Genomic DNA, 16,140 nt, shown 5'->3' on the forward strand with positions numbered 1-16,140 from the left:
CGCTTCCTGCAATGATCAAGTTATGTCATTTCTTCTTGCACTGGCCGCCGTTGCCGCTTCGCCCGCCGCTCCAAAACCTGCCGCTGCGCTGTCTCCGGGGGAGATCGTGGCAGCTTCTCCGGCATCCGATTGGCAGGCGATCTCCCCCGATGACCTGCTTGTCATGGACCTTGCGCCCGACGCCAAGGGCAAGCCTCGTCGTGTGGTCATCCAGTTGATGCCCGAGCCGTTTTCGCAAGGCTGGGTAGGCAACTTGCGCAAGCTGGCGGCGGCGCACTGGTGGGACGGACTGACCGTCTATCGCGTGCAGGACAACTGGGTGTCGCAATGGGGCGATGCCGATGGCGAGGACAAGGCGAAGGCGAAGCCGCTTCCATCGGGGCTCGAACAGGTCCCTCAAAGCCGTTACGTCGTGCGCCCGGAAGGACCGGAGCGCAGCGCCACGCACGAGCAGCTCGACACCTGGCTTGCGAGCATGGAAGGTACGCATGGCGCTTGGCATGCCCTCACCCACAAGGGGACCGCGATCAAGGACGCCGATCCCTATGCCGACGAAACTTTCTTCTACCGTGGCTGGCCGCTCGCTGCCTCGCGTGACGGGCCCAGCGCATGGCCGGTCCATTGCTATGCCAGCATCGGAGTCGCGCGCGACGCCCCACCAGACACCGGTACCGCTGCGGAGCTTTACGCAGCGATCGGCCATGCGCCGCGCCAGCTTGACCGCAACCTGGCCGTCGTCGGCCGCGTGATCGAGGGCATCCAGCACCTCTCGTCCCTTCCCCGCGGGCCTGCCCCCATGGGCGTGTATGGCGATCCCGCCGAGCGTACGCCAATCCTCTCTCTGCACCCCGCGCGCGAAGTGCCAGACCTCCCGCGTTACGAATTGCTCTCGACCGAGAGCGAAAGCTTCCGCAGCTACGCCCAAGCAAGCGCAAACCATCGCGAGCCGTTCTACGTGCAGCCGGCAGGCGGCATCGACATCTGCAATCTCAAGGTTCCGGTACGGCAGCGCAAGTGAACGACGGCAGCTACAGCCTGACCGCTACCCTGTGGCGCTGGGCCGGCGGCGCGAACGGCGGCGACTGGTTCTTCGCGACGATCTCGGGAGAAGTGGGCGAAGCGCTCTCCGCCACGGCGCTGATGCATCGGCTGGAAACCGGGCGCCGCTCGGGCTGGGGTTCGGTCAAGGTGGAAGCACGTGTCGGCGAAACCGCATGGCGTACCTCGGCATTCCCGAGCAAGGAACAGGGCTGGATCGTTCCGATCAAGGCAGCCGTCCGCAAGGGCGAAGGCCTGATCGAAGGTGAACCGTTCGAACTCGACCTGCAATTCTGACCATCTGACATTCAAGGACCCTGAGTGCCCCGAAATGTTGCCCTCGTCGGCTTTGGCTTTGCCGGCAAGACCTTTCACGCCCCGCTTATCATGGCCGAGTCAGGCCTGAAACTGGCGGCGGTGGTCTCGCGTAATCCGGCAAAGGTCCACGCCGATCTGCCGGGCATGCGCGTTGAGGCGGATATCGCGGTGGTCCTCGCCGACCCCGCGATCGAACTCGTGGTCATTGCCACGCCGAACGACAGTCACGCCCCTCTTGCCCATGCGGCAATCGATGCGGGCAAAGCTGTGGTGGTGGACAAGCCACTGGCCCTCACCCTTGCCGAAGCGCAGGCGATTGCCGACCATGCCGCAGAGCGCGGCACGCTGCTCAGCGTATTTCACAACCGCCGCTGGGACGGTGATTTCCTGACGATTTCGCGCCTGATCGCGGAAGGTGCCATCGGCAAGGTCGTCCATTTCGAAAGTCACTTCGACCGCTTCCGCCCCCAAGTCCGCGATCGCTGGCGCGAGAATCCCGGCCCCGGCAGCGGCATATGGGCGGATCTTGGCCCGCACCTCGTCGATCAGGCGCTGTGCCTGTTTGGCCTGCCCGCCCGGATCATCGCCAGCATCGGCAACTTGCGTGATGGTGCGCGGACGGATGACTGGGCGCATGTTGTGCTCGAATATGCCGACAGGCGCTGCATACTTCATGCAGGAATGCTGGTGGCCGGCGGTTCCCCGCGCTTTGTCGTCCATGGCAGCGAAGGCAGCCTGATCACCCACGGCCTCGATCCACAGGAAGTTCAGCTCGCAGCCGGCCTGCGCCCCGGTGCAGAAAACTGGGGCTGCGCCGATGCTGTGCTTGCCCGTTTCGATGGCGAAGGCAGGGAAAGCGCCTCGGCAATGATGGCCGGCGACTACCCCCGGTTCTATGCAGGCGTTGCCGCCGCGCTGGATGGTGCGCCGCTGCCCGTAACGCCTGCGCAATCGCTTGCCGTGATGGCGGTGATGGAAGCTGCAATCATTGCCGCGAATACTGGTACAGCGCAGGTGGTTCCACCATTCCGGTAGCAATTGCACTGTCCAACATCACCGGCGCTGCAGCAAGGTCCTGACCGTTCCTTGAACCGTGGAATGCCTTTGCAAGCTGCATGAATATCAGCGCTTTTGCCCGGACGGTAAGGCCGCCACCGATATGCCTGCATAGGGCCTGCTGCATTTCTCAGGACAGTGTAAACCCCGTAAACACCCTTCGCATATGTGAACGAATTCAGCGCGCCTGCAGCACCTTTTCCACCGCTTCGCAGATCTGCTGGACCGAGAACGGCTTTGCGAGGAAATGCATGTTGGGAATGTCGATCTCGCGCCGCAACTGCTCCTCGGCATAGCCGGACATGAACAGGAACGGCATCTGCGGTTTGAGCGCCCTGATCTCGCGCGCCATGGCGGGGCCGTCCATAGTCGGCATCACCACGTCTGATACGACGAGATCGAAGGAACCACGCGTGAGAGCCTCGAGGCCTTCCTCGCCATCGGCGGCAGTAGTCACCTCGTAGCCCTGCCGCACCAGCGCGCGTTCAGCAACGGCGCGCACGGTGTCCTCGTCCTCGACCAGCAGGATCTTGCCACCACCCGACCATTGCCGCTTCGGCTCGGCGCTGGCAGGCCGCGCCACTTGCGCCATCTCGGCCGCATCGGGATGGTGCACCGGCAGGTAGATGCTGAAGCGGGTGAACTTGCCCACTTCGCTCTCGGCAAAGATGAACCCGCCCGATTGCTTGACGATGCCGTATACGGTCGAAAGCCCCAGCCCGGTGCCTTTGCCCTTCTCCTTTGTGGTGAAGAAAGGCTCGAAGATCTTGCCGATCTGGTTCGGTTTGATGCCGTGGCCATTGTCCTCGACCATCAGCGCGGTGTAATCACCGATCGGCAGGATTTCGCTGCGCATGGCGCGAACGTCCGCCGCCGTCACGCGCCGGGTCATCAGCTTGACGACGCCAGCCGCTCCCTTGCCGCCGCTCGCTGCCAGCTTGTCGTTGATGGCATCGCGCGCGTTAACCGCAAGGTTGAGCAGGACTTGCTCGAGCTGCGTCGGGTCGGCGCGGACAAAGCCCAGTTCGCGGTCGTGCGTCACCTCGAGCGTGATCTTCTCGCCGATCAGCCGCTTCAGCAACGCCGAAACCTCGGCCACGACATCGGGCAGTTGCAACACTTGCGGGCGCAGGGTCTGCTGTCGCGAGAAAGCCAGCAACTGCCGCGTCAGCGATGCTGCGCGGTTCGAATTGGCCTTGATCTGCTGGATATCGTCGTAGTCGCTGTCGCCCGGCGTGTGACGCATCAGCATGAGATCGCAATAGCCGATTATCGCGGTGAGCACGTTGTTGAAATCGTGCGCGACGCCGCCCGCGAGCTGGCCCACGGCCTGCATCTTGGTGGCCTGCGCGATCTCGCGCTTGAGCCGGGTTTCCTCTGACGAATCCTTGAGGCTCAACAGCACCGCCCCCTCGCCCAAGCCGCGTACCCCGGCCAGGCTGAGCGAAACCGGCTCTTCCGGCGAGGCTCGCAGCCGCACCGCGACGTCACCCGCAGTCGCCTGCCCTTGCGCATAGCGGCGCACGGCATCGACCAGCGCGCCCTTGTCTTCCTTGATGACCAGATCGGAGGGGTATGGCGGCGGAATCGTGTCGTCATGCCCTGCAGCGCGCAGGAATGCTGCGTTGGCGAACAGGAACTTGCCGTCGCGGTCGGTCATGGCAAGACCCAGCGGCAGGCGCGCAAGCAGGGCCTCGATCTGAGGCAATCCAGCGCGGATGTCGCTGACGCTGCTTTGCTGATCGATCAGCAGGAAGAGCGAGGCGGTGCGCGCAGGGTCGATATTGGCGACGCCATCAGGGTCGGCAATGGGCAGATGGACGAGGCGAACCGGGGTGCCCTTCCCGCCTTCGCGGGTGTAGAAGATGCGCTCGGCATCATCGCTCGCCAGGAACGAGACGAAGTCGGCGCCGAACAGGTCGCTCGCCGCGCTGCCGGTTGCGCGCTGGCTGAAGGCCGGGTTGGCAGCGCGGATAAGGCCTTCGGGGGTAACGACCACGGCCTGCACGCCCTCGCGCGCCAACGCGCGGCCGAGCTTGCCACCGATGTGTCCGGCCATGTCGGCGACGAGATCCTGCGTCACCACCGGCATGAACTGCCAGACCAGATAGTCCTCGCCACGCCCGGCGCGAGCAATCGTGGCCCGCCAGGTCCCTTGCGAGGAAGCGAGCGCCTCGGCAGTCGCCGAACCATCGCGCCAGGCTGCCCGGGTGGCGCCTTCAAGCAGATCAGTCGATTCGCGCTCAAGCGGCAGCCGTGGCGGCGCTGCGTTCACGCCGAACCACTGGCTCATCAACCGGTTCGCGCAGACCAATCGGCCAGCCCGGTCGGTAATCGCGATGCCGATATCGGTTCGCTCGATCGCGGCATTGGTGACCGACCAGTCGGGCGTGGCGAAATCCTCGCCGGAGCGGTCGGCCGAACGCGGCAGCATGAGCCGCAACCCGGCGCCAAGCACGCCAACTCCGCCAATAAAGCCTGCCGCCAACAGAGGTTGGCCCGAAGCCGCCCAGATCGCGCCGGCACTGGCCATGACAGCTCCGCCAAGCAACGACCAGTCGCGCAATGGGGTGCCCGTGACAGGCACGCTGTCGATCTCGCCGCCGAGGCTTGCCATCAGCGCATCCTCATCAGTCGGGGAAGTCCCGTGCAGCAGCGCGCAGCTTGCGGACCTTGCGCTTGTGGGCGGTCCACCAGCGCCATCCCAGTGCCGAAATGACATAACCCAGCGCGGCCGAAACGATCGAGATCAGGAACAGGCCGATGATCAGCGACGGCGCGGCGTCCGAACCAAGCCATCCCAACCATTCGCGCAAGCCAGCGCCCTTGGTGACCATGGCCTGCACTGTCCCGAAATCGGCGTGAAAACCGAAAAGGTTGCCCACGGCAATGGCCCCGGGAAGGAACACGAAGAGCGTCGTCGGCGGGATCGAGATGAAGGTCATCAGCACGGCAAGCGGGATGTTGCCCCGGCACGGCACGCACATCAAGGCCGCGCCGATGATCTGTACGCCGGGGATCAGCGCGAAGATGCCGATGAACAATCCGGCCGCAACGCCGCGCGGCACCGAGCGCCGGGTGAAACGCCACAGTTCATGGCGGGCAGCAAGCGGGCGCGCGAACCGGTTCTGCTCCATCTGCTCGCGCGTCGGCATGTTGGCCCGCGCCCAGTTCACGATCCGCTCGAACATTGCGCGCCTGTTTTACCCGTTTCCCGTCCGCCCCGCCACGGGACGATTGCTGCGCTCTAAACCGGATTTCCTTGCCGGTCGGTGAAGTGGATCACCCGGATCGACTTATCCGTGGTCCTTCATGATCCGCGCCTTGTCGCGCTTCCAGTCGCGGTCCTTCATGGTGGCCCGCTTGTCGGCCACGTTCTTGCCCTTGCACAGCGCCAGTTCGACCTTCGCGCGCCCGCGGCTGTTGAAATAGATCGAAAGCGGCACCAGCGTCATGCCCTTGCGCTCGACCGCCCCGGTGAACTTGGCGATCTGGCGTTCCTTCAGCAACAGCTTGCGCGGACGCTTGGGCACGTGATTGAAGCGGTTGCCGTGGCTGAACTCGGGCACGTTGGAGTTGACCAGCCAGACCTCGCCGTTCTTCACCTCGGCGTAGCTTTCCGCAATTGATCCCTCGCCAAAGCGCAGCGACTTCACCTCGGTCCCGGTCAGGCAGATGCCGGCCTCGTACTTCTCTTCAATGAAGTATTCGAACCGCGCGCGGCGATTCTCGGCGACCACTTTGGTCTTGTCGAATTCGGGGTGTACGGGGCGTGCCATGATGCCGCTGCATGTAGGCGCTGGCCCGACAAAGCGGAAGGGGAACTTCGCACTTTGTCGGGCGAGTGTGGCTCAGATCAGCCCGGCGTGCTCCAGCGCGGCGTCAACGGCCTTGCGCGCGGCGTCGTTGCAGGGAACCATCGGCAGGCGCAGCTCGTCCGAAATGTCGGGGAAGACACGGCTCAGCGCGTACTTTACCGGCCCCGGCGAAGCATCCTCGAACATCGCGTAGTGCAGCGGGTAGAGCTTGTCGTTGAGTTCCCGCGCCTTCTCGAGATCGTTGGCGGCGCAAGCGGCCTGGAACTCGGCGCAAAGCTTCGGCGCGACGTTGGCGGTGACCGAGATGCAGCCGACGGCGCCGGCAGCATTGGCGGGAAGCGCAAGTTCATCATCGCCCGAGAGCTGGCAGAAGTGCTTGCCGATGCCCATGCGGTGATCGGTGACGCGCGAAAGGTCGCCGCTCGCGTCCTTGATGCCGATGATCTTTTCAGGATAGCGCTTGGCCAGTTCGCACACGGTTTCCGGCAGGATGTCCGTCACTGTGCGGCCGGGGACGTTGTAGAGCACGATCGGCAGGTCGTTGTGTTCGGCAAGGTAGCTGAAGTGGGCAATGATGCCCGCCTGGCTCGGCCGGTTGTAATAAGGCGCGACGCAGAGAGCGGCCTGGGCACCGCACTTCTTGGAGAAGTTCATGTGCAGCAGGGCGTTCATCGTATCGTTGCTGCCGCATCCGGCGATTACCGGTACGCGGCCCGCCGCCTGCTCGACGCAGACTTCGATCACGCGGTGGTGTTCGGCGTTCGACAGGGTCGAAGCCTCGCCGGTAGTGCCGCAGGGCACCAGCGCCGCCGATCCGTTCTCGATCTGCCAGTCGACGAGGCGGCGAAACGCTTTCTCGTCAAACGCTCCATCGCGAAATGGAGTCACTAGGGCCGGAATCGAGCCGGAAAACATGGACAATACCCCTCGGTTTACCCCATGATGCAGTTCGGTTCATCGTGATCCGAACCCATGGGGGCGCTGTTCAGCGCGTGATAAGGAGCCGCTCCATAGTATGTCCGGCATGGACGTGAAAGCCTTGATGTTGCGCTGGGGGTTTGCCGGAGTTCTGCTCCAGACGGTGGCCGCCTCGAGCGCAGTGCACGCGAGCGGCACTGACGGTGCCGATGGATCCGACTGGGACCGCGCCCGCGCCAACCTGACCGCAAGTCAGGGCGGGCCGATGATGGCGGCAGTGGAGCGGTGGAAGCTCCTTTCCAGCTCCAATCGCTTCGGCTTTTCCGATTATTCCAGCTTCGTCCTGTCCTATCCCGGTTTCCCGGATGAGGAGAAGCTGCGGCGATATGCAGAGCTTTCGCTCGAACGCGATTTTGCCGAGCCTTCGCGGCTTGTCGCCTATTTCAACCAGAAGCCGCCGCTGACCAACCTTGGCCGGGCGCAATATGCGCTGGCGCTGACCCAGCTTGGCCGCCCAGAGGCGCGCGAGGCTGCGCGGGCAGCATGGCGCGGTGGCGCGATGACCGATGCTGCCGAAACGGCGTTGATGGCGGCTTGGGGCACGAGCTTCACGCTCGACGATCACGATGCACGGATGGACGCGCTGCTGTGGTCTGGCGCGACCGATCAGGCCGCGCGTCAGATCGTTTGGGTCAGCCCTGCTCGCAAGGGCATCGACGGGGCGCGGCTGGCAGCGATGCAGGGTAGCGATCCCTACGGCATTCTGACGGGTGTTCCCGCGCAACAGTTCAATGCCGATCCCGGCTTCATCTTCCAGCGCGTGCGGCAGTTGCGCAAATCGGGCCAGGGTGCAGCAGCGCGTGACTTGCTCGCCAACCGGCCGTTGCTTTCGCGTCAGCCGTTGGACCGGGACAAGTGGGTCGAGGAGCTGCTGGTCAACGCCCGCAGTGCGGCCACGTCTGGAGACGCGCGCTCAGCGATGCGGATTGCTGCCGGCATCGACGATGCCTTTGTGCCGGGTGAGGACGTCAGCCAGCTGAACTACGGCTTGCGCGACGACTACACCTCGCTGATGTGGCTCGGTGGAACGCAGGGATACTTCAACACTGGCGATTATGCGGGTGCCGCGCCGCTGTTCTGGCGCTATGGCGCGGCAGCGCGGACGCCGGGGACGCGCTCGAAGGGGTTCTACTGGGCCGGAAAGGCCGCGGCGCGGGCCGGACAGCAGGCTGAGGCGCGGCGCTATTTCGAGATGGCAGCGCAGTATGGCGACCAGTTCTACGGGTTGCTGGCGCTGGAGCGGCTGGGCCGACCGGTGCCGCAATACGCCAAGGATTCGGACGTACAGCCTTCGGCGGACGAACGCAGCCGGTTCTACAGCCAGCCGCTGACGTTGGCCGTGCGCGAGGTTGCCAGCAATGGCGACTGGAAGACGACCGTCCGCTTCTTCAAGGAAGTGGCCGAGCAGCAGCAAACCGAAGCGCAGCACATGATGGTGGCGAACCTTGCGCGCGAACTTGGTCGGCGCGATCTGGGCGTGATCGTCGGCCAAGCGGCGGCGGCGCGCGGCTATCTCGATTTCCAGCATATCGCCTTCCCGCTAATTCCGGTGCCGCCGGGCTATGAAAGCAAGTGGACCGGCATCCACGCGATCAGCCGGCAGGAAAGCCAGTTCGCGCAGAACGCGGTGAGCCACGCCGGTGCGCGCGGGCTGATGCAGCTGATGCCCGGAACGGCAAACGAGCAGGCGGGAAAGCTTGGGCTTTCGTACAACGCCTCGTCGCTGACGCAGGACGCCGGGTACAACATCCAGCTTGGCTCGGGCTATTTCCAGCGGATGCTCGATTACTATGGCGGTTCCTGGCCGCTGGCGGTGGCGGCCTACAATGCAGGCCCGGGCAACGTGAACAAGTTCCTGCGTGCCAATGGCGACCCACGTAACGGCGGCATCGACTGGGTCGAATGGATCGAGAAGATTCCCCTATCCGAAACCCGCAACTACGTCCAGCGCGTGCTGGAAAACGCGGTAGTCTATGAGGCGATGAACCCCCAGTACGCCAGCTATCGGGGGAGCAATCCGATGAGCTACTTCATCGGCAAGCGGGAGCCGGGGTAACGACTTCCTCCCTGTTCTTGCGGAGCACAAACGCGAAGTGTAATCGACCTAGCCCGTGACGCAGGAGCGGTTATCTTGCCCTTCGATCCCCTTCGTTGCAGGCAAAGCTACTTCCCGATTTGTCCTGCGGAAAAATAGGGCGGATTTGTTGTTTCGGTCCGCATCCTCGCCCACAAGCGCACCATGAAACCTGACGGACCTCCCATCACTCCTGCCGGATTTGCGGCTTTGCGCGCGCGGTACGACCATCTTTTGGGCACCGAGCGGCCTGCCATCGTCGAGATCGTCAGCTGGGCCGCCGGCAATGGCGACCGGTCGGAAAACGGGGATTATCTCTATGGGCGCAAGCGGATGCGGGAGATTGATCGGGAGCTGGCGTTCCTTGCGCGGCGGATGAAGGCGGCGCGCGTTGTCGATCCTCGCGCCCAGGAGGATCGGACGCGGGTGCTGTTCGGGGCCTGTGTCGAAATCGCCGACGAGGACGACAACCGCAAGGTGCTGACGCTGGTAGGCGATGACGAGCAGGATGCCTCGAAGGGACTGATCGGCTGGAGCGCGCCGATCGCCAAGGCCCTGCGCGGGGCGCGGGTCGGGGACTTGCGCGTGGTGCGGTTGCCTTCAGGCGAGAAGGAGTGGGAAATCATGAGCGTTTCCTATCCCGCCGCCTGACGCTATGAGCGATGCCATGAAACGGGGTCGCTTCTACATCATGCGCCATGGCGAGACGGTCTATAATGCCGCCGCGCGCCTGCAATCCAACACGATGCACACGCCGCTTACACGGCAGGGCTTCGAGCAGGCGGTAGCGATGGGCTGCGCGCTGCGGGCCGAACTGGGCGAGCGGCCGCAGGTGACGCTGCACATCTCCGACACCGGGCGCGCCCTGCAGACGGCAGCGCTGATTGCCGAGGAACTTGGACTCGACTGGTTTGCCGGACGTCGCACGATGGATCTCAAGGAGATCGACATGGGATCGTGGTGTGGCAGGTCCTACAGCGATGTGGAAGATGAGTTCGGTCCCATCGTGATCGAGGACCACCTGCTGCGCCCTGCCCCGGATGGCGAAGACTATCAGATGATCGCAACCCGTCTCGACACATGGCTCGACGGGCTGGACGATGAGAGCGGCGATCACATCGTGGTGATGCACGGCATCTCGAGCCGAGTCCTGCGTGGAATCATGGCCTGCTATCCCGTACATCCTGTTCACGGCGCGCCGATTGCGCCATCATTGGTGCAGGGTTCGATTGCACTGATCGAGGACGGGGCGGAAACGGTGTTGCTGGGTTCGGAACGCGGGATAGAGCACGCCTGATGGGCGATGTCGTCAACCTTCGAACCGTGCGCAAGGCGAAGGCGCGCGCCAGCAAGGACGTTGCGGCGCAGGCGAACCGGGCAAAGTTTGGCCGGACTAAGAACGAGAAGCTGCGCGAGGTGCAAGAGGCCTCGCGGCTTGCCCGAATGCTCGATGGCGCGAAGCGGGAAGAGCCGTGAGGCGGCTGCTTGTGTTGGCAGTGCTGGCACTTGGAGGGACTGCCGTGGCGCGTGACAGCCTTGGTGTTTTCGGCACCTGGGGTGCCTTTCGTGACCCGGCAGTGCCGCGTTGCTACGCCATCGCCATGGCCGATAAGGTCGCTGCACGCGAACAGACGTTCCAGCCCTTTCTGACCATAGGATATTGGCCCAAGCGCGGCATTCGCGGGGCTGTCCATGTGCGATTGGCGCGGCGACTGGCGCCGGGATCGTCGGTCAATGTCTCATTCCCGGATGCCAATTTCACGCTTCAGGCCGGACAGGCAGATGCCTGGCCAAGTGACCAGCGGGCCAATGCGGCGATCGTCGCGCAATTGCGCAGCGCACCTCGGGTGGTGGTGACGGCGCAAGCGAGCGATGGCCGCAAGTTTCGCGACAGCTACACGCTTGGCGGCGTTGCCTCGGCGATGGACGCCGCCGCGCTCGGCTGCGCGGGCTAGCGAACGTCCCAAAAAAAAGGGCAGGCCTTGCGGCCCGCCCTTCCCTTTGGCAATCGCTGTCTGACGGATCAGAAGCGGACGCCGACGCCAGCCGTCACGGCGTGACGATCGGTGTCGATGTTGAAGCGGCTCGAGTCCGGCGTATCGCCGTTGAAGTCGAATTCGCCCTTGCTGTAGTTGTTGTAGCTGTATTCCAGCTTCACGAAGGCATTCTGGCCGACCTTCTGCTCGACGCCGGCGCCGACGCGGTAGCCGTCGGTGTCAAGACGCTGACGCAGGTTGGTCGTGCCATCGGTGCCCTGCAGGTTGTAGCGCTGGTTGCTGTAGCCGCCCTTCACATAGACGAGCGTGCTCGGCGTGGCGGCGTAACCCAGACGACCACCGAAGTAGTACTGACGGCCAGCATCGACGCGGCCGAGATTGAAGACGTTCGGCTTGTCGTTGTTGTTGTCCCAGCCGGCGCTGCTCTCGGTGATTTCAGCTTCGGCACCGGCAACCAGGTTCGTGCCCAGCGGGAAGTCGTAGCCGATGGCGCCGCCGTACTGAACGCCGTCGATCGACTGCTTCAGGTCACGGGTGTTGTCGACGTCTTCGCTGCTGCCCGAACGGTGGTGGTCATAGCCGACCAGGGCTTCGGCGCGGAAACCGCTGAATGCTTCGGCAGGGGTGGCGTCCTGCGCGAAAGCCGGGGTGGCGGCGATCGCGGTTCCGGCGGCGAGGATTGCGCAGATCTTCTTCATGTTACACTCCATTGAAAACTTCCTGCCGGTTCTTTTTTCATTTGCGACCCGACAGTGCTCGGTGGAATGAGCAGAAAGCGATCCGGTTTCATGAACCTCAGACAACAGGAAACTGTTGTATTTTCGCCACATTATCTCGCGGTGGATTGAAGACCTGGCGCGGCGGAATGCGGGAACACGATTTGGCCGGTGGCGTTCGCGCGACCCGTTTGCGCAAGACGCAAGGAGCCCCTATATGCGCGCGATGGTCCCCCTCCCCGATAATAGCCCGTCGCTCCCTGCCAACATGCCTATCGCTGGCCATGTCGATCCCGTGCCGGTTCCCCGGGAGGTTACGCCCAGAGCCGACGGCCGCGTCGACCTTATCGGCTTGCCCAAGAAGCAGATTGCCGCACTGTTCGAGACGGCGGGACTTGATGCAAAAGCCGCAAAGCTGCGCGCCAAGCAGGTGTTTCATTGGCTTTACCATCGGGGCGTGACGGAATTCGAAGCGATGACCGATATCGCCAAGACCATGCGCCCGTGGCTGGCGGAACGGTTCGTGATCGGGCGCCCCGAGATTGTTGAAGCGCAGGTTTCGACCGATGGCACCCGCAAGTGGCTGTTGCGCACGGCAGACAATCACGACTTCGAGATGGTGTTCATACCCGATGCGGATCGCGGGACGCTATGCGTTTCGAGCCAGGTGGGTTGCACGCTGAATTGCCGTTTCTGCCATACGGGCACGATGCGGCTGGTGCGGAACCTGACGCCGGGCGAAATCGTCGGCCAGGTCATGCTCGCCCGTGACTCGCTGGGCGAATGGCCGAAGGGCGCGGGCGATACGCGCCTTGCCACGATGGCCGGGCTGGACGAGGAGGAGGACGAGAGCACCTATTCCTCGGACGGGCGCCTGCTGACCAACATCGTCATGATGGGCATGGGCGAACCGCTCTACAATTTCGACAACGTGCGCGATGCCTTGAAGCTGGTGATGGATGGCGACGGCCTGGCCTTGTCCAAGCGCCGCATCACCCTTTCGACCAGCGGGGTCGTGCCGATGATGGAGCGGTGCGGCGAGGAGATCGGCGTCAATCTGGCCGTCTCGCTTCACGCGGTCACCAAGGATGTGCGCGACGAGATCGTTCCGATCAACCGCAAGTATGGCATCGATGAACTGCTGCAGGCGTGTTCGGATTATCCTGGAGCGTCCAACGCGCGGCGCATCACCTTCGAATACGTGATGCTGAAGGACAAGAACGACAGCGACGACGATGCGCGCGAACTCGTTCGCCTGATCCGGCAATACAAGTTGCCCGCCAAGGTGAACCTGATCCCGTTCAATCCCTGGCCTGGCGCCCCTTACGAGTGCTCGAGCCCGGATCGGATCAAGAGCTTTGCCAATATCGTTTTCGAAGCTGGCATCAGTGCGCCGGTGCGCACACCGAGGGGGCGCGATATCGATGCCGCTTGCGGGCAGCTGAAGACGGCAGCCGAGAAAAAGAGCCGGGCAGAACTTGATCGGCTGGCTGAAGAGAAGATGGCGGCTCTGGGCTGACGATCGTCAGCGCCGATCAACCCACTTTGCGCTGAACCACTGAGTCCGCTTCCGCCAGCGCGGGCGGTTTGCCAGCCACGGCCGCGATGCGGCCAGTTTCATCGAGGCGCAAGGGCATCGAGAACTCGACGCCCATGCGGTCTTCGTTCGACCACCGGCAGGTTGCCGTGACGGCGTGGTTGTCGGCCAGCAGGACGCGGAAGATCGTTCCGGACGGCACGTTCCAGAGGCCCTCGATCAGGGCGCCGGTCTGGCTGATGTTGCGGACCATCGCGTTGTAGCGGTGACCGCCGTGATCCAGAACCACCTTGCGCAGCATCGACTGCCGAGCCGCGCGAGCCGAACGCGGCCCCTGCGCAATGGCCATGAGTCCGGTCGAGAGACGGGCGGCTGCATTCATCGAAGACAGCGGGCGCTCGTAGATATAGCCCTGGACGTGGCTGCAGCCGAGCATTCGGACGAGGTCGAGTTCGTCAAGCGTCTCCACGCCCTCGGCGGTCGTCTCCATCCCGAGAGCTTCGGCGAGGCTGACGATCGACGAAATGATGGCGCCGTTGCGGCTGCCCGGCTGGGTGGCACCGCGAACGAAGGACTGGTCGATCTTGATCTTGTCGAAGGGTGCCGAGCGCAAGTAGCCCAGCGAAGAATAGCCGGTCCCGAAATCGTCGAGCGCCAGGCGAACGCCGATGGCCTTGAGCGACTTGAACATATGGTCGGTGCCCTCGTCATCGTTGAGGAACACGCTCTCGGTAATCTCGAGCTCGAGACGTTCTGCAGCGACTTGCGCCGTGGCAAGCGCATTGGTGACGATGATCGGCAAGGACGGGTTGGCAAACTGCAATGGCGAGACATTGACCGCGACGCGCACGTTTTCCGGCCAGCGCGCAAGATCCTGGCACGCCGTACGCAGCGCCCATTCGCCAATCGGCGCAATCAGTCCGGTATCCTCGGCAATCGGAATGAAGCGCGCCGGGCTGATCCAGCCCTGTTCAGGGTGGTTCCAGCGCAGCAACGCCTCGAACCCTGTGATCTTCTCGGTAGAGGTCTGGACCACCGGCTGGTAATAGAGTTCCAGCCCGCCGTTGGACACAGCGTCCCGCAGGTCTTCCTCCATCTTGCGCCGCTCTTCGGCGTCGCTGTGAAGATCGGCGGCATAGAAGTGGTAGCGGCCACGCCCTCCGTCCTTCGCCGCATAGAGCGCAAGGTCGGCGTTTCGGATCAGCGCCTCGCTGGTCACGCCATCATCGGGCGCAAGAGCGATACCGACCGAAGCGCCGATCATCACGCGGCTGCCTTCGATCGAATAGGGCTGCGAAAGGCTTTCGATAATCCGCGAAGCCAGATGACCGAGCTGCTCGCGCTCGATCTTGCCGGGGAGGATCACCTGGAATTCGTCGCCACCAAGGCGCCCGACCCGCCCCATCTTGCCGACAACTCGCTCCAGCCGCTGCGCAACCTGCTTCAGCAGCGCATCGCCTGCCGGATGGCCGAGCGTATCGTTGACCTGCTTGAACCGGTCGAGGTCGAGCAGGAAGACCGAGCAGGCGCGGTGCTGGACTTGGGGAGCAAGCAGGATCTTTTCCAGCGTCTGCGACATGCGAAAACGGTTCGACAGACCCGTGAGCGAGTCGAAGTGCGCAAGCCGTGACGCATGTTCCTGGGAGCGGCGCTTTTCGGTAAGGTCCGTGCCCGATCCCCGAAAACCGGTGAAATTGTTGAAGGTGTCGTAAGTCGGCCGACCGGTAATCGACCACCAGCGTTCCTCCTCCGGCGTCGCAGCGCGAACCGCCAGTTCGCTGAAGCTGGACCGGGCAGAAAGATGGAAGGCAAGCGTACGCTCGCCCTCGCCCGATTGTTCGGACAGATTGAAGAGTTCGGCAAATGGCCGGCCGACAAGCTCCTCGACGGGCTTGCCAAGGATTTCGGCCACCGGCGTGGAAAGATAGGTAAGTTGCCCGCGGCGGTCGGTTTCCCAGAACCACCCCTGTCCGGTCTCTTCGTAGTCGGAGAGAATCTCTTGGGCGCGAGTCTGGGCGCGCTGATCGGATTCCGACTTCTCCCGCTGCAGGAGGTCGATCTTGCGCTGGCGATAGTAAGCGGCGATGGCGATAGCCACCCCCACGATCAGGGAAAGGTAGCCCGCAAGCGTGCTGGCCACGCAGGTCATCCCCGACCAGATCGAGACTTGCGCGGCAAGCACGCTGACGAGACGTCCGGACTGGATGACAGTCGCGAGCAGCGAAATGGTGGCGACGGCGGCGAGGCAATAGAACCAACCCACCTGGCCGGACGACCCCCACAAGCCCATGGCCGAGCCGAACAGGAACATCGGCAGGGCCACAGCCAGTCCAGCCAGAGCCATGCGGCTGCCGGTTTCCAGCTGACGCTCGCCCTCGGCCTTGACGGCAAATTTCGAAAGATGGGCCGTCATTGCCGCCAACGCGGCCAGCAGCACTGTCGCTATGACAGGCAGAACTAGGTGCAGAGCAGCGATGACGATCGTGATCAAGACCATCGGCACGGCCATGCGAGGCCATTCGGGCGCGATCAGCCGATTCGAATTGTCGCGTCCGAAAAGAAACGTGGAGCCTGCCGTTTCCACCGGAGCAACGCTCACTTTGTCGCG

At 63.7% G+C, this 16,140-nt stretch carries 15 protein-coding genes; 9 read left to right on the plus strand and 6 right to left on the minus strand.

Going from position 1 to position 16,140, the window contains the following annotated elements; all coding sequences use genetic code 11:
• The first annotated feature begins 22 nt into the window (after nt 1-22).
• From B9A23_RS06020 to B9A23_RS06030, 3 genes are read left to right on the plus strand one after another with little or no spacing between them, the layout of a single operon-like run.
• On the plus strand, nt 23-1,018 hold the full coding sequence (locus B9A23_RS06020) for a peptidylprolyl isomerase (protein ID WP_084277982.1): 996 nt from the start codon (nt 23-25) through the stop codon (nt 1,016-1,018).
• Entirely contained in the window at nt 1,015-1,335 is a 321-nt protein-coding gene (locus B9A23_RS06025; RefSeq protein ID WP_084277983.1) for a DUF1905 domain-containing protein, read from the plus strand. The genes B9A23_RS06020 and B9A23_RS06025 overlap by 4 nt, the downstream gene beginning before the upstream one ends.
• 24 nt (nt 1,336-1,359) lie before the next feature.
• A complete protein-coding gene (locus B9A23_RS06030) occupies nt 1,360-2,391 on the plus strand; it encodes an oxidoreductase (protein ID WP_084277984.1) in 1,032 nt (343 codons plus the stop codon).
• Between the two features lie 199 nt (nt 2,392-2,590).
• On the opposite strand, the gene B9A23_RS06035 is transcribed toward B9A23_RS06030, so the two are convergent.
• The 4 genes from B9A23_RS06035 to dapA form a co-directional block, all read right to left on the minus strand.
• A complete protein-coding gene (locus tag B9A23_RS06035; RefSeq protein WP_084277985.1) occupies nt 2,591-5,029 on the minus strand; it encodes a response regulator in 2,439 nt (812 codons plus the stop codon).
• 13 nt (nt 5,030-5,042) lie between these two features.
• On the minus strand, nt 5,043-5,603 hold the full coding sequence (locus B9A23_RS06040; RefSeq protein ID WP_084277986.1) for a DUF2062 domain-containing protein: 561 nt from the start codon (nt 5,601-5,603) through the stop codon (nt 5,043-5,045).
• Between the two features lie 105 nt (nt 5,604-5,708).
• Nucleotides 5,709-6,191 carry an SsrA-binding protein SmpB gene (smpB, locus tag B9A23_RS06045; RefSeq protein ID WP_084277987.1) on the minus strand — a complete coding sequence of 161 codons (483 nt, stop codon included), beginning with the start codon at nt 6,189-6,191 and terminating at the stop codon, nt 5,709-5,711.
• Nucleotides 6,192-6,263: 72 nt separating this feature from the next.
• Entirely contained in the window at nt 6,264-7,145 is an 882-nt protein-coding gene (gene dapA, locus B9A23_RS06050) for a 4-hydroxy-tetrahydrodipicolinate synthase (RefSeq protein ID WP_084277988.1), read from the minus strand.
• Between the two features lie 100 nt (nt 7,146-7,245).
• On the opposite strand from dapA, the gene B9A23_RS06055 reads away from it, so the two are divergent.
• The 5 genes from B9A23_RS06055 (at nt 7,246) to B9A23_RS06075 (ending at nt 11,237) form a co-directional block, all read left to right on the plus strand.
• Complete coding sequence (locus B9A23_RS06055; protein ID WP_084277989.1) at nt 7,246-9,264, plus strand: lytic transglycosylase domain-containing protein; 2,019 nt, start codon at nt 7,246-7,248, stop codon at nt 9,262-9,264.
• A 183-nt stretch (nt 9,265-9,447) separates the two neighbouring features.
• Entirely contained in the window at nt 9,448-9,933 is a 486-nt protein-coding gene (gene greB, locus B9A23_RS06060) for a transcription elongation factor GreB (protein ID WP_084277990.1), read from the plus strand.
• A gap of 16 nt (nt 9,934-9,949) precedes the next feature.
• Nucleotides 9,950-10,579, plus strand: coding sequence for a phosphoglycerate mutase family protein (locus B9A23_RS06065; protein ID WP_084278312.1), 630 nt, complete (start codon nt 9,950-9,952; stop codon nt 10,577-10,579).
• Nucleotides 10,579-10,758, plus strand: coding sequence for a DUF4169 family protein (locus B9A23_RS06070; protein ID WP_084277991.1), 180 nt, complete (start codon nt 10,579-10,581; stop codon nt 10,756-10,758). The genes B9A23_RS06065 and B9A23_RS06070 overlap by 1 nt, the downstream gene beginning before the upstream one ends.
• The gene (locus B9A23_RS06075; RefSeq protein WP_084277992.1) at nt 10,755-11,237 is read left to right on the plus strand and encodes a hypothetical protein; all 483 of its coding nucleotides are present in this window, start codon (nt 10,755-10,757) and stop codon (nt 11,235-11,237) included. Before B9A23_RS06070 ends, B9A23_RS06075 begins: the two co-directional genes overlap by 4 nt.
• 68 nt (nt 11,238-11,305) lie before the next feature.
• Here the strand turns inward: B9A23_RS06075 and B9A23_RS06080 are convergent, their stop codons facing one another.
• Entirely contained in the window at nt 11,306-11,977 is a 672-nt protein-coding gene (locus B9A23_RS06080; RefSeq protein ID WP_084277993.1) for an outer membrane protein, read from the minus strand.
• 235 nt (nt 11,978-12,212) lie between these two features.
• Here B9A23_RS06080 and rlmN point away from each other — a divergent pair, with 235 nt between their 5' ends.
• Complete coding sequence (gene rlmN, locus B9A23_RS06085; RefSeq protein ID WP_084277994.1) at nt 12,213-13,514, plus strand: dual-specificity RNA methyltransferase RlmN; 1,302 nt, start codon at nt 12,213-12,215, stop codon at nt 13,512-13,514.
• A 16-nt stretch (nt 13,515-13,530) separates the two neighbouring features.
• Here the strand turns inward: rlmN and B9A23_RS06090 are convergent, their stop codons facing one another.
• Nucleotides 13,531-16,131 carry an EAL domain-containing protein gene (locus B9A23_RS06090; RefSeq protein ID WP_254895022.1) on the minus strand — a complete coding sequence of 867 codons (2,601 nt, stop codon included), beginning with the start codon at nt 16,129-16,131 and terminating at the stop codon, nt 13,531-13,533.
• Nucleotides 16,132-16,140: the final 9 nt, after the last annotated feature.

Origin of the sequence: Novosphingobium sp. B1 (assembly GCF_900176395.1) — a bacterium.
Taxonomy (GTDB): domain Bacteria; phylum Pseudomonadota; class Alphaproteobacteria; order Sphingomonadales; family Sphingomonadaceae; genus Novosphingobium.